Source organism: Actinacidiphila yeochonensis CN732, assembly GCF_000745345.1.
Classification (GTDB): Bacteria; Actinomycetota; Actinomycetes; order Streptomycetales; family Streptomycetaceae; genus Actinacidiphila; species Actinacidiphila yeochonensis.
Window position 1 is genome coordinate 1,175,662 of sequence record NZ_JQNR01000004.1, and the last position, 13,097, is coordinate 1,188,758.

A 13,097-nucleotide genomic window follows, 5' to 3' on the forward strand; every position below is an offset into this window, starting at 1 on the left:
GCCGAAGGCGGCATGCGCCGACAGGTACCGCGCGCCGAATGCGGCATGTACGGAAGGCCGTTGGCATGCGGGGTGGCCAGATCACCGCTCCGCCGATTCGTGCCGTCGCGCCAGGTCCTCGGCTCCCACCGTCGACCTGTCGAACTGATGGTTTGTCATCTCCCGTGGTCGTGACCGGGTGATGGCCGCCCCTGGTCCTCCGCCGGCTCCGGTCGTCCGCAAAGGGTCCTGACAGCAAACTCCTTGACGGGGTTCGCCGTTCCGGACAAGACTGCCTACGCGCTTTTGACAACGATGTCAAGCAAGTTATTTGACATCATGCTCCGTACGAAGGGTCAGGGAACCGTGACACGGACTCAACCGCAGGCCGGCGAGCCGCTCCGCCGCGCCCGCAACCACAGCCGGACACGCGGCAGATGGGCCAGAATCGGCGTGGTCGCCGCCGTTCTCGCGGCCTGCGCCGGCACCGCCCCGGTCGCCGCGCAGGCCGCCGGCTCCGGGCGCTCCGGGCTGGTGGCCGATCCGACCGGCTACGTCAACCCGTTCATCGGCACCCAGAAGGGCACCGACTGGGAGAACACCTTCCCCGGGGTCACCGCGCCCTTCGGGATGATGCAGTTCAGCCCGGACACCGCCAGCGGCCCCACCGGGTACGACTACGCCTCCGACCAGATCCGCGGCTTCAGCTTGGACCACTTCTCGGGCGGCTGCTCCTCCTTCGGCGACATCCCGCTGCTCCCCGTCACCGGTGACGTCGGCGCCAACCCGGCCGCGCGGACCGAGCACTTCTCGCACGCCGACGAGCAGGCGTCCCCCGGCTCCTACGACGTGAAGCTGGCGGACTCCGGCGTCCAGGTGCGGCTCGGCGCCACCACCCGCACCGGCATCGCCGACTTCCGCTACCCGGCCGGCAGCCAGGCCCAGGTGCTGGTGAAGTCGGGGACCAGCCTCGGCGGCGACCTCTCCTCGCACGTCCAGTTGGTCAACGACCACGAGCTGGTCGGCACCTCCACCCCGCACGGGCTGTGCAACAACAGCCAGTACACGATGTACTTCGACATCGTCTTCAACCGGCCGTTCACCGCCCACGGCACCTGGCAGGGCGGCACCGTGACGCCCGGCGCGTCGAGCGCCGACGGCTCCGGCTCCGGCGCCTACCTCACCTTCGACACCGCCAAGAGCACCGAGGTCACCGCCAAGGTCGGCATGTCGTACGTGAGCACCGAGGGCGCCGCCGCCAACCGCGCCGCCGAGATCCCCGGGTGGGACGTCGCCAAGGTGCAGGACCGGACCCGCGACGACTGGCGCGACGTGCTGCGCAAGGTCGACGTGGGCGGCGCCTCGAAGGACGAGCTGACGACCTTCTACACCTCGCTCTACCGGAGCTTCCAGTCGCCCAGCGTCTTCAACGACGTGGACGGCCGCTACATCGGCTTCGACAACGCGATCCACACCGTGGCGCGCGGCCACACCCAGTACGCGACCTTCTCCGACTGGGACATCTACCGCTCGCTCGCCCCGCTGCAGACCATGCTCTACCCCGACCGGGCCGGCGACATGGCCAACTCGCTGCTGCGCGACGCCCAGCAGCAGGGCGGCTGGTGGCCCAAGTGGCCCTCGCAGAACATGACCGGAAACGTCATGAACGGTGACAACGGCGTCCCCCTGTTCGCCCAGTACGTCGCCTACGGCGCCCGCGGCGTGGACGTCCGCGACGCCCTGCCGATCATGGAGAAGGCCGCCAACCACTCGGAGAAGGTCGGTTGGGGCTGGGTGGAACGCCCCGGCGTGGAGGACTACGTCAAGCTCGGCTACGCGCCCAACGACGCGGTCTCCCAGGGCGACCACGGCCTCCAGGGCGCGTCCGAGACGCTGGAGTGGGCCACCGACGACTTCACCATCTCCCAACTGGCCGCGTCCGTCGGCGACTCGGCGACTGCCGCCACCTACGCCAAGCGCGGCAACAACTGGCAGAACATCTACGACCCGGCCACCGGCTACCTGCGCCCGCGCGACGACAACGGCGCGTTCCCGGCCGGCCCCGGCTTCCAGACCCCGCCGGCGGGCGCGTTCGGCCAGGACGGCTACGACGAGGGCAACGCCGCCCAGTACAACTTCTCCGTCCAGCAGGACATCGCCGGACTGGTCACGGCGATGGGCGGCGCCCAGCAGGTGGTGCCGCGGCTGGACAGCTTCTTCTCCCAGCTCAACGCGGGCGGCAACGACCCCTACGACTGGGCCGGCAACGAGATCGACACCACCGCCCCGTGGATGTACGACTACGTCGGCCAGCCGTGGAAGACGCAGGAGGTGACGCGCCGGTTCGAGACGGAGCTGTTCACCACCGCGCCCGACGGACTGCCCGGCAACGACGACAACGGCGCCCTGTCGTCGGAGTACGTCTGGGCGGCGCTCGGCATGATCCCCGCCACCCCCGGCACCCCGACGCTCGCGCTGAACAGCCCGCTGGTGAAGAAGGCGGTGATCAGCCTCGGTACCGGCCACAAGCTGACCATCGACGCGCCCAAGGCGGCCGACAACGCCCCCTACGTCACCGGGATGACCCTCAACGGCCGCTCCTACCAGGCCCTTTCGCTGCCCGCCGACACCGCCACCCGCGGCGGCGCGCTCCACGTCGACCTCTCCACCCGGCCCGACACCCACCGCTCCACCGCGGCGCAGGACGCGCCGCCGTCCTACCGCACCGGAGAGGTGCCGGCGGTCGGCTACCTCACCCCGACCGGCAACCAGGTCACCCAGCCCGGCAGCAGCGTGGCCGCCACCGTCGGCGTCTCCACGCTGGCCGGACACGCCGGCAAGGTGCGCTGGACGGCCACCACCGACAACCCCGGTGTGACGGTCACCCCGTCCTCCGGCACCCTCGACCTGAGCCGCGCCGACCGGGCCACCGCGCCGGTCACCGTGAAGGTCGCCGGCAGCACCCCGTCCGGCTACCACCCGGTGCAGATCTCCTTCACCACCGCCAGTGGCCAGAAACTGCCCGGCGGCGCCACCGTGCTGACCGTGCCCGCCGCCGACGCCACCGCCACCTCCTGCGACACCCTCGGTGCCACCGACACCGAGTGCGGGCTGCGGCTGCGCGACAACGGCGACGGCCACACCGTCCCCGTCACCCTCGGCGGGCGCTCCGGCCGCTCCACCACCGACGGCTCGCCGTACGAGTACTTCGACATCGACAACACCACCGTCCCCGGCGGCGACTACCACGCCACCGTGACGATCGACTACTACGACCACGGCACCGGCAGCTGGACCCTCCAGTACGACGCGGTGGGCAACGCCTACAAGAACAGCGCGCCGGTCCAGAAGACCGGTACGGACACCTGGAAGACCGCCACCTTCACGGTGGACGACGCCGCCTTCCACAACGGCGAGAACGCGGGCACCGACTTCCGCGTCGCCAACGGCGGTGACACCGGCACCCTCGGACGCGTCCGGGTCGCCGTCTCCGGTGGCAACGTGCTCGCCCTCCACCTCTGCCCGGACGAGAGTTGATATAGCGTCAGGCTGACGATACGTCACATCCGTGCATTCCGGCGCCCGCCGGCCGACCCCGTCACGGGTCGGCCGGCGGGCCCGTCCGTCTCGGGCGTCAGGGGGTGGGGCGGCGCTCTCCGTGGCAGCCGAGCAGGGCCCGCTCCTCCTCGTCGCTCGCGCCGGACCGGAGCGGCGGCTCGCCGCGCTCGCGGTCCCAGGCCAGCACGTCGGCGACGGTCGCCTCCAGCGGAGTCGACGGCATCCCCGCCGCCCGGGCCCGCGCTGCGCTGCGCTGCTGCCCGGCCCAGTACGGCCGCACCAGCGGGAAGGACCGCGACACCGCGTCCACCGGCACCGGCACCAGCTCCACCTGCGTGCCCGCCACCCGCGCGCAGGTCTCCACCAGGCCGCCCAGTGTCACCGGCCGCTCCGGGCCCACCGCGTGGAACGCGCCCGCCCGGCCGTCCTCGACCAGCCGCACCACCAGCCGCGCCAGGTCCCGGGAGTCCACCACCTGCACGGGCTGCCGCGGGTCGCCCGGCAGCGCGACCCGGCCGCCGCGCGCCGCGCGGCGCACCCAGTAGGCGAGCGTGTCCTCCGGGTCGTGCGGCCCCACCACCTTGCCGGGCCGCACCACCGTGGCCCGTTCACCGAAGCGCTCCCGCACCTCCTGCTCGCAGGCGACCTTGGACGGGCCGTAGGTGTCCTCGTCGAGCACGGGCGGATCGACCACCGGCGGCCGCAGCGGGGTGTCCTCGTCGGAGCCCGGGGCCACACCGACGCGGACGTACACCGCGTGGCTGGAGACGAACAGGTACCGCCCGACCGCCCCCTCCAGCACGTCCGCCGCCTGCCGGACCTGCCGGCGCAGGTAGCCGCTGACGTCCACCACGGCGTCCCAGGCGCCGCCGCGCAGCGCCGTGTAGTCGCCGGTGTCGCGGTCGCCCACCAGCCGCCGCGCCTCGGGGAAGAGGTCGCGGCCGGTCCTGCCGCGGTTGAACAGGGTCACCTCGGCGCCCGAGGCCAGGGCGTCGGCCACGATCGCCCGCCCGACGAACTCGGTCCCTCCAAGCACCAGAACGCGCATGGCCGCTGATCCTAGAGCGGCGGCCCCGGTACGGGAAGGCGTGGTGTCGGAGCGTGCGGGATCTCCGTCGGAGCCTGCCCGCAGGCGCCCTACCCGCTTGCGGCGGGCCGTCCTGTGCCGGGTCGACCGCGCGTCGACGCGCGGGAGTTCCGGCGGGTGCCGGTCCGCCCGCCCGAGGCGCGCCCCGGGGTGGAAACGCGGTTGCGGCCCGCAGCCCGTCCCGCTACGTTCCGCGCATGACCGCTGCGTCCCGTATCTCCTAGCCAGGTCACCGGACTCGACACCATCCGCGTGCCCTTTGCTGACTACGGAGCGTAACCTCTCATGCGTCCTTCCCACCGATCCGCTCTACCGCGGAACCGGGACTTCTCGCTGCTGCTCGGCGGCCGGCTGGTCTCGGCCGTCGGCGACCAGGCCCAGTCCATGGCACTGCCGCTGCTCGTGCTCACCCTCACGGGGTCGGCCGCCAGGGCCGGGATCGTGCTCGGCCTCGGCACGACCGCCTTCCTCGTCTCCGGGCCGGTCGCCGGCGCACTGGCCGACCGCTGGGAGCGCAGGGCAGCCATGATCTGGTGCGACGTCGGCCGCGCGGCGCTCACCGGCGGCGTCGCCGTCGCCGGGCTGCTGCACCGGCTGGCCATGCCGCAGTTGTACGCCACGGCCGTCGCCGCCGGGGTGCTGAGCACCCTCTTCGAGGCCGCCGGCACCGCCGCGCTGCCCCAGGTGGTCGGACCGCGGCAACTGCCGGCCGCGCTCGGGCTCCAGCAGTCCGCCGCGGGGGCGGCAGGCGTGTTCGGGGCACCCCTCGCCGGGGTGCTGTACTCCGCCGGGCGCGCCGTGCCGTTCGCCGTCAACGCGGCCTCCTTCGCCGTCTCGGCGCTGTCCTTGAGCCTGGTCCGCACCCGGTTCCAGCAGGAGCGGCCGGCCACCCCCGCCCGGCTCGCCGACGAGGTCCGGCAGGGGCTCGGCTGGCTCCGGCGCCAGCCCGTCGTCCGGTTCCTCGCCCTGGTGTCGGCCGCCGACAAGGTCCGCTACGGCGCCGGGTACCTGCTGATCATCACCCTGGCCCGGCGGCTCGGCGCCTCCCCGTTCCAGGTCGGCGCCGTCTTCGGCGGCGCGGCCCTGGGCGCCATGGCCGGGGCCCTGGCCTCGGGGCGGATCGCCCGCCGCTTCCCGCTCGGCCGGATCGCCGTCGCGACGCTCTGGCTGGAGGCGCTGATGTTCCCGCTGTACGCCCTCGCCCCCGACCCGCCGGCGCTGGCGGCGGTCGCGGCGGCCGAGTCGCTGCTGGTCCCGGTGTACACGGTGGCCATGACGACCCACCAGCTGGCCGTCACCCCCGACGAGCTGAGGGGCAGGGCGACAGCGGCCGTCTCCGCCCTCACCACGGGCGCGCTGTCGATGGGCACGCTGGCGGGCGGTGCGCTGATCACCGCGCTGGGCCCGACGACCCTGGTGTGGGTCTGCGGCGCCTGGCTGCTGGCCCTGGCCCTCGCCACGACGGCCAACCGCGCCGTACGGCAGGCCCCTCCGGCCGGCGCCCTCCCGCACCAGCGGCCCGCCGCCGGGGAGGGGGAGGCAGTGGAGCCGGCGGAAGAGGTCAAGTGACCACTGCTACCAGATGACGATCCCACCGCCTGCGGCCTTGGCGCGCAGTGCCGCCGCGACGATGTTGTCGAAGCACCTGGTGACGTACCCGGCCGGGTAGCCGCCCTGCCCGGCGAGGCGGTCGAGGTGGGGGCGGAGTGCCTCGCACTCGGCGAGGAACCCGTCGAGCTCGTCATGCTCCACGTAGAGGTCGTCGCCGTCGAGGCGCGGGAAGAACCGGGAGCCCAGGGCCCGTATCGCCGGGGAGCCCCACAGCCGGGTCCTGGTGCTCTCGAAACCGGCCAGGGTCCCGCCGTACGCGGGATCCTCCAGGAAGTCGCGGCGGCCGTCGGCATCGAGGACGACGGTGTGCACGAGAAGGCTCATGGCCGGATCTCCGAATCAGAATCCGCTGCTACCGGACCTCCCACCGGTCGGCCGGGAGCGAAGTGGCGTGCGCCACTCTCGAACGGGGAATCGATCTTCACACGCGGAAGCTGAGCCTTGTGGGGGAGAGCACGGTGCGACCCCCTCCGCAGAAGGAAGTTGGTCCCATGTACAAGAAGATCCTCGCCGCCGTCGACGGTTCCGACCACGGTGACGCCGTCCTCGACGCCGTCTCGTCGCTGGCCAAGCTCACCGGCGGCACGGTGCACGTCGTCCACATCCGCCCCTCGCAGGTGCTCGGCGCCGGCCTGACCACCGCGGTCACCCCCGTCGAGGACGCGGAGGAGAGCCGGAAGGTGCTGGACGACGCGCTGGCCCGGGTGCGCGGCGCGGGCGTGACCGCCGACGGCGAGGTGGACGAGGGGCTGAGCCAGGACCTCGCGGCGATCCTCGTGGAGCGGGCCGAGCAGCTCGGCAGCGACCTGATCGCGGTCGGCCCCGGCCACTACAGCGGCATCTCCGCCCTGCTGCACCCCAGCGTCAGCCGTGGCGTGGCCAAGACCGCGCACGTCTCCGTCCTGCTGGTGCACAGCCAGGCCGAGGAGGTCTGAGCCGGCCTCCGCGGCGCCCGGTTGCGCACCGCGCCTGACCGCGCGGTCCACCCGGTCCGCCGCCCCGGTCCGCGCCGTCCTCCGACGGCCGCGTCCCCGGACCGACTTCCCGGCCCGGCCCGTCAGGGCCGGAGCGCGACGACGGCGCCGCCCGCGAACCTCGCGGGCGGCGCCGTCGTCGTGTCCGGGGCGCCCGGGGGCGGTGCCCCGGACCCGGCCGGTCTCAGCCGACCGGCCGCGCCGCGGCGTGCCGGGCGCCGAACGCCGCCGAGAGCGCCGCGCCGAGGGTGAGCAGCACGGCGAAGCCGACCATCGTCGACTGGACGCTGACATGGTGGGTGACCACGCTGAACAGGATGGACGGCCCGCCCAGGCCCAGGTAGCCGGCGGTGAAGTACACCGCGAGCACGCCGGCCCGGGAGGTCGGCTCCGCGCTGGCGCTGGCCATGACCACACCGCCCTTGAAGAGCACGCCGGCGCCCGCGCCCGCGATCACCACCGCCACCAGGAACAGCCACAGCGCCGGGTGGTAGAGGGAGAGCGCGACCAGCCCCAGGCCGACCGCGAAGACCGCGGCGCCGGTGGCCGTCATCCGCGCCGGCCGCATTCCGCCGAGCAGCAGCTGGCCCACCGCGGAGGCCGCGAACATCAGGAACGGCGCCAGCCCCGCGATCAGGTGCGAGGAGATGTGCAGCTCCTCGTGGAGCATGATCGCGCCGAGCGAGCTGAGCAGCCCCAGCAGCGCGAAGGAGAAGAACGCCAGCGCGAGCGAGGCGGTGAACGGCCCCTGGCTGCCGGGCCGCAGCGCGAACCGGGCCGGCCGGCCCTGCGCCCGCCGCTCGGCGTCGACGGTCTCCGGCGTGGACAGCGACAGGACGAGGCACACCGCCATCGCCACCGCGAACCCGATCTGCGTCGCGGCCAGCGGGTGCGGCGCCCACTCCGCGACCAGTCCGGCGACCAGCGGTCCGAGCGCCAGGCCGCCGAGGTTCGCCATCGTGGCCACGACGCCCGGCAGCGTGGAGCCGGGACGCTCCGGGTGACGCTGGTGGTACAGGTCATGCAGGTAGGCGGTGGCGGTGGAGGCCATCAGGCCGATCGCGACGCCGTTGAGCACCCGCCCGGCCAGCAGCCCGGGCAGGCTGGGCTGGATCGCCAGCACCAGTGCCGCGACGATGCCCACCAGCAGCGAGGGCACCACCACCCGGCGGCGCCCGAACCGGTCGGAGAGGTGTCCCAGTGCCACGAAGCCGAAGGCGGAGCCCACCACCAGGACGGCGTAGGCCACCGTGACGGTCGTCGCGCCGAACCCGTCCCGCGCCTCGTACAGCGGCCACAGCGGGGTGGGCGCGGTGCCGAACGCCATCAGGACGGCGAAGGAGGCCGCCACGAACCAGAAGCCCACCCCCGACGGGGCCTGCGGGACCGGGCCGCCCCCGCGTGCGGCCCGGCCGGCGGCCGGTATCGCCGTCTGCCGCGGGCCTGTGGCCCCGCGGTCGGCCGTGCTGGTGCTTCGTGACGTCATCTGCGCCCCCTGAGTCGGATTCTGCTGCCCCTCCAGGGTCTCCGACCTGGGGCATCTCGTCCAACGCGTTCTTGCGCTGATCTCCATCGCGAATCGTGATAGACCTCTGGGGTGAACCTGCACCACCTTGAGTACTTCGTGGCCGTGGCCGCCGAGCTGAACTTCACCCGCGCCGCGCAGCGGCTGCACGTGGTGCAGTCGGCCGTCTCCGCGGCGGTGCGCTCCCTGGAGCGGGAGCTGGGCGCGGAGCTCTTCGAGCGCACCTCCCAGCGGGTGGCCCTCACCGGCGCCGGAGAGGCACTGCTGCCCAAGGCGGTGGCCACGCTGGAGGCCGCCCGGGAGGCGCGTGACGCCGTGGCCGGCGCGCGTGGCCGGCTGTCCGGAACGCTGCGGCTCGGCGGGATGCCGCTGGGCGGCCTCTTCGACGTGCCGGGCCTGCTCGGCGACTACCGGGAACTGCACCCCGAGGTGGCGCTGCGGGTGCGGCTGTCGCCCGAGGGGACCGTCGGCCTGGTGGACGGGCTGCTGACCGGCGAGATCGACGTGGCCTTCGTCTCGCTGGGCACGCGCACGCCCGCCGGGATCACCGCCCGCCGGCTGGCCGCGGCGCGGATGACGCTGGTCGCCCCGGCCGGACACCGGCTGGAGGGCCGGGGCCCGGTGCCCCTGGCCGAGCTCGGCGAGGAGGACTTCATCGACGCCCCGGCCGGCTACGGCAACCGCGACCTCGGCGACCGCGCCTTCGCCGCGGCGGGCGTCAGCCGCCGGGTGGTCGTGGAGGCCGCCGACGTCGCCACGATCACCGGTTTCGTCCGGCGCGGTCTGGGCGTGGCGTACCTGCCCGAGTTCCTTCCCGCGGTCGACCCGCACGGACTCGCCGTGCTCCCCGCCCTCGCGCCGCCGACGCACTGGACGCTGTCGCTGGCCTGGCCGTCGCGCCGGCCGCCCGGCCCCAGGTCAGGGCCCTGCTGGAACTGGTCGACGACCGCCTGGAGGGCTACCTCGGCATGCCGGCCGCGGACTCGGCGGAGGAGGAAGCCGGCTCTGGCCTCGGCTCCAGCTCCGGCTCCCGGCATCGCGAGGCATAAGGCCGTCGCGCAGGCAGCGCGGGGCAGCAGGCGGGAGGCAACTCGGCCGTTGCGGGCCGGAGGGGTGCGCTGGGCGAACGGGCCGTTACGGGGCGCGCGCACCCCTGGAGTGCCTTGTCCCCTCTATAGAGGGGGCCTCGGAACCCCCTAAAGGATGACCTCTTTACAGGGGCCGCGATGACCCCTCTATAGATGTCCCCTTATATAGGGGACGCCCGGCGGCGGGCCCGTGAAGGGCGCGTCGTCGGGCGTCCGAGCTGGGCCGCCGCGTCAGCAGGCGCGGCGGAGGTAGCCGCGGTCCGACGGAGTGACCAGGTCACGGTCACGCTCCACCAGCAGCGGCACGCGGTCCGACGCGGAGCACAGGCTGTCGAACGACACCTTCAGGTCGTCGGGGTACTCGACCTCCACGACGCGCTGCCCGTACACGGACGTGTACTGCCCGCACTCGTCGTAGACGTGGCACTCCTCGGCGATGGCGAAGTCGAAGCCCCAGTCGTCGTGGGCCGTGCGGGAGTACTCCGCGGCGTTCTTCTGCGCCGCCGCGAGCCCGGCCTTGTGCGCGGCGGCGGTGTACGCCTGGGCGAGCGCCGCCGTTCCGGACTCGGGGATGCTGGAGAAGCGGGTGAACGTGTCCAGGTTGTCGAACTCGACCGCCTTGTAGCCGTCGTTCGCACACCCGGTGATCAGCGGCTGCATGATCGCGAGGATGCCGGCCCGGTTCGCCGCCGTGGACGGGTCGAGGACGTACTCGCCGGGCCAGTTCGGGTCGGACACCACCTTGCCCTTGGAGTCGTGCAGCAGCAGCCCCGCGTGCTGGCCCGTCCACTCCGAGGCCTGGTCCGCCTGGGTCTGGAAGCCGTTGATGTAGCAGATCGAGTACACCCCGGCGGCAGGTTCGGCGCTGGCGTCGCGGACCACCACGGTGACCCCGCTGGGCGGTGTGTAGGCGCCGCCGAGCTGGTAGTCCACACCGCCGGTCACCGGGAGCGGGGTGATCTTGGACGTGGTGGACGTGGAGCCGGAGGTGGCGCTGGGGGACGGTGTCGGGGTGGCGCTCGGCGGGGTGTGCTGCCCTGGGTGGGCGTGCTGGTTCCGCCGTGCGTGCTGCCCTTGCCGTGCGTGCTGCTTCCGCTGTGCGTGCTGCCCTTGCCGTGCGTGTTGCTTCCGCCGTGCGATTCGCCCTTGCCGTGCGAGTCGCCCTTGTCGTGCGAGTCACCCTTGCTGTGCGTGCTGTACGCGCTGCCGGCATTGGCCATGCCGTCCGTGCTTTCCGTACTGCCGCCGCCCGCGCAGCCGGCGGTCACCGCGACCGCCGCCGCTGCCAGCAGTACTCCCAGGCGCCGGGCCCGTGCCCCGCGCATCGCCCTGATGTCCATCCGCTACCGCACCCCTCGGTTTTCTGTGATCCCTCCCCGTCGCCGAGGAGGCTAGCAGCGGTTCTGGGCCGGCTCTGACGGTCTCCGGCGGTCGCGTGCCCTCGGCGGGTGCGGCCGGGTCCCGGGTGTGTATCCCGGCGGACGGGCCAGGAAAGCCGCCGTGAATTCCCGGTGGATGGGCCGCCGAACGGCGCCGTCACCCCCGAATTCCACCGACAGAGCGCGCATGTCCGCTCACCGTGTGTCGGCCCGACGGGGGGCCGTTGTGATGCTCTCGATATAGCCCCGGTCACATACGACGTTCTTTAGTACCCATATGTCTGATTTGCACCCCCTGGGTATGGGGATATGCGGTGATGTCCAACCTCTTCATGGGCCATCTACGGGAATGTCCGTAGATGAGCTCTTTGACCGTTGAATCCCGAATATCTAAGACTTTGGGTGTCCCCGAACGGAAGAGGTACTTCCCGCATGCAGTTCCCCACGATCCCGAACCCGAAGAAGGCCGTCGCCGCGTTCACCCGGCTCCCCGCGAAGCGCAAGGTCACGGCAGTCGGCTCCGCAGCCGCCGCCGCGGCGGTGCTCGCAGCCGTCGGTGTGCAGGCGACAGCTGGAGCCGGCTCGGCGACCGCGGCGGGTAACGCCACCGGGTTCACCGTCTCCACCGGCCAGCACCTGAAGTCGGACGTCCAGTCCGGCGTCCAGACCACTGACCTGGGCACCCACACGACCGTCCACAGCGCCTCCCCGCAGGCCATGGCGCTGACCGGCTCGGTCGAGAAGCCCGCTCCGGCGGCGAAGAAGGTCGCTGCCCCGAAGAAGGCGACCACCGTGAAGAAGGCCGCCACCGTGAAGAAGGCGACCTCCGCGAAGAAGGCGAAGAGCACCGCGACGCACCACGCGACCGCTTCGCACGCCTCCAAGCCCGCCGCCAAGCGCGCCGCGAAGGCCGTGACCTACCCGAACAACCTGGACGGCTGGATCCGCCAGTCGCTGGCGATCATGCACGCCAAGGGCATACCAGGCACCTACGAGGGCATCCACCGCAACATCATCCGGGAGTCCAGCGGCAACCCGCAGGCGATCAACCTGTGGGACATCAACGCCCGCAACGGCATCCCCTCCAAGGGCCTGCTGCAGGTGATCGACCCGACGTTCCAGCGGTTCCACGTGGCCGGCACGTCCTGGAACATCTACAACCCGGTCGCCAACATCACCGCCGCCTGCAACTACGCGGCCGACCGCTACGGCTCGATGGACAACGTCAACTCCGCGTACTGACCGCCGTCCGCTGACGGCCCGGGCCGAGCCCGGTGACGCGAGAGAACCCGGCGCGCCCAGCGTGCGCCGCACACCACCGCCGGAGGGCGGCGGGACCCCTACCCGGGTCCCGCCGCCCTCCGGCGGTGTTTCCGGGCCCGGCTGCCGAACGCCTCCAGCGGCGGACGCCGGCCTCCTTCAGCCTCGGCGACCCGGCCCGGCCCCGGTCCGCGCGGGCCCGGCCGCGCGGGCCGGAGCGCCGACGGCTCGGGAGGCCCGACCGGGCCGGGGCTCAGTCGAGGTGGAAGACCTCCTCCGCCGGGGCCCACCACTCGCCGTCCGCGGCGCTGTCGAGTGGCTGCTGGCACGGATCGGTCACCTCCCACCACTGCCGGGTCGTGGGGTCGGCGGCGATGGCCGCGGTGTCGGCGGCGTAGTCGTCGCCCGTGTACTCCAGGTAGCTGAAGAGGAGGCCGTCGCGCAGGAAGATCGAGTAGTTGCCGATGTTCGCCCGCTTCAGAGCAGCCCGCACCCCCGGCCAGACGTCGGCGTGGAGCCGGCGGTACTCCGCCTCCTTCTCCGGCCGCAGCCGGATGACCGACGCGAAACGCTGCATGGGTGCCCCTTCCTGAACGGCCCGGACGGTTCCGCGCGGGCGGCCCGACCCGCGACCTG

The 13,097-nt window shown here is 73.0% G+C and carries 10 protein-coding genes; 5 read left to right on the forward strand and 5 right to left on the reverse strand.

What is annotated here, in order from left to right; genetic code table 11:
• Positions 1-345 precede the first annotated feature (345 nt).
• A complete protein-coding gene (locus tag BS72_RS11545) occupies positions 346-3,516 on the forward strand; it encodes a GH92 family glycosyl hydrolase (RefSeq protein ID WP_232792336.1) in 3,171 nt (1,056 codons plus the stop codon).
• A 97-nt stretch (positions 3,517-3,613) separates the two neighbouring features.
• On the opposite strand, the gene BS72_RS11550 is transcribed toward BS72_RS11545, so the two are convergent.
• Positions 3,614-4,585 (reverse strand): NAD-dependent epimerase/dehydratase family protein, encoded by a 972-nt coding sequence (locus BS72_RS11550; protein WP_037909157.1) that lies wholly within the window; start codon positions 4,583-4,585, stop codon positions 3,614-3,616.
• 324 nt (positions 4,586-4,909) lie between these two features.
• Here BS72_RS11550 and BS72_RS11555 point away from each other — a divergent pair, with 324 nt between their 5' ends.
• A complete protein-coding gene (locus tag BS72_RS11555; RefSeq protein WP_051950947.1) occupies positions 4,910-6,193 on the forward strand; it encodes an MFS transporter in 1,284 nt (427 codons plus the stop codon).
• 6 nt (positions 6,194-6,199) lie between these two features.
• Here BS72_RS11555 and BS72_RS11560 read toward each other — a convergent pair whose 3' ends face one another.
• Positions 6,200-6,559: a hypothetical protein gene (locus tag BS72_RS11560; RefSeq protein ID WP_037909160.1), complete on the reverse strand. Its 360-nt coding sequence runs from the start codon at positions 6,557-6,559 to the stop codon at positions 6,200-6,202.
• Positions 6,560-6,726: 167 nt separating this feature from the next.
• On the opposite strand from BS72_RS11560, the gene BS72_RS11565 reads away from it, so the two are divergent.
• Positions 6,727-7,170 (forward strand): universal stress protein, encoded by a 444-nt coding sequence (locus tag BS72_RS11565; protein WP_051950949.1) that lies wholly within the window; start codon positions 6,727-6,729, stop codon positions 7,168-7,170.
• A gap of 223 nt (positions 7,171-7,393) precedes the next feature.
• On the opposite strand, the gene BS72_RS11570 is transcribed toward BS72_RS11565, so the two are convergent.
• Entirely contained in the window at positions 7,394-8,695 is a 1,302-nt protein-coding gene (locus BS72_RS11570; RefSeq protein ID WP_232792337.1) for an MFS transporter, read from the reverse strand.
• 111 nt (positions 8,696-8,806) lie between these two features.
• On the opposite strand from BS72_RS11570, the gene BS72_RS11575 reads away from it, so the two are divergent.
• Positions 8,807-9,934, forward strand: a complete 1,128-nt coding sequence (locus BS72_RS11575; protein WP_063836030.1) for a LysR family transcriptional regulator — start codon at positions 8,807-8,809, stop codon at positions 9,932-9,934.
• Between the two features lie 119 nt (positions 9,935-10,053).
• Here BS72_RS11575 and BS72_RS11580 read toward each other — a convergent pair whose 3' ends face one another.
• On the reverse strand, positions 10,054-10,767 hold the full coding sequence (locus BS72_RS11580; RefSeq protein ID WP_198545854.1) for an endo alpha-1,4 polygalactosaminidase: 714 nt from the start codon (positions 10,765-10,767) through the stop codon (positions 10,054-10,056).
• 866 nt (positions 10,768-11,633) lie between these two features.
• On the opposite strand from BS72_RS11580, the gene BS72_RS11585 reads away from it, so the two are divergent.
• Entirely contained in the window at positions 11,634-12,443 is an 810-nt protein-coding gene (locus BS72_RS11585) for a transglycosylase SLT domain-containing protein (protein WP_037909161.1), read from the forward strand.
• A 271-nt stretch (positions 12,444-12,714) separates the two neighbouring features.
• Here BS72_RS11585 and BS72_RS11590 read toward each other — a convergent pair whose 3' ends face one another.
• The gene (locus BS72_RS11590) at positions 12,715-13,038 is read right to left on the reverse strand and encodes an L-rhamnose mutarotase (protein ID WP_037909163.1); all 324 of its coding nucleotides are present in this window, start codon (positions 13,036-13,038) and stop codon (positions 12,715-12,717) included.
• Positions 13,039-13,097: the final 59 nt, after the last annotated feature.

Coding starts and splice junctions, on each gene's coding strand:
- BS72_RS11560 (WP_037909160.1), bottom strand. CDS start 6,559: ATGAGCCTTCTCGTGCACACCGTCGTCCTCGATGCCGACGGCCGCCGC.
- BS72_RS11550 (WP_037909157.1), bottom strand. CDS start 4,585: ATGCGCGTTCTGGTGCTTGGAGGGACCGAGTTCGTCGGGCGGGCGATC.
- BS72_RS11570 (WP_232792337.1), bottom strand. CDS start 8,695: ATGACGTCACGAAGCACCAGCACGGCCGACCGCGGGGCCACAGGCCCG.
- BS72_RS11585 (WP_037909161.1), top strand. CDS start 11,634: ATGCAGTTCCCCACGATCCCGAACCCGAAGAAGGCCGTCGCCGCGTTC.
- BS72_RS11590 (WP_037909163.1), bottom strand. CDS start 13,038: ATGCAGCGTTTCGCGTCGGTCATCCGGCTGCGGCCGGAGAAGGAGGCG.
- BS72_RS11565 (WP_051950949.1), top strand. CDS start 6,727: ATGTACAAGAAGATCCTCGCCGCCGTCGACGGTTCCGACCACGGTGAC.
- BS72_RS11555 (WP_051950947.1), top strand. CDS start 4,910: ATGCGTCCTTCCCACCGATCCGCTCTACCGCGGAACCGGGACTTCTCG.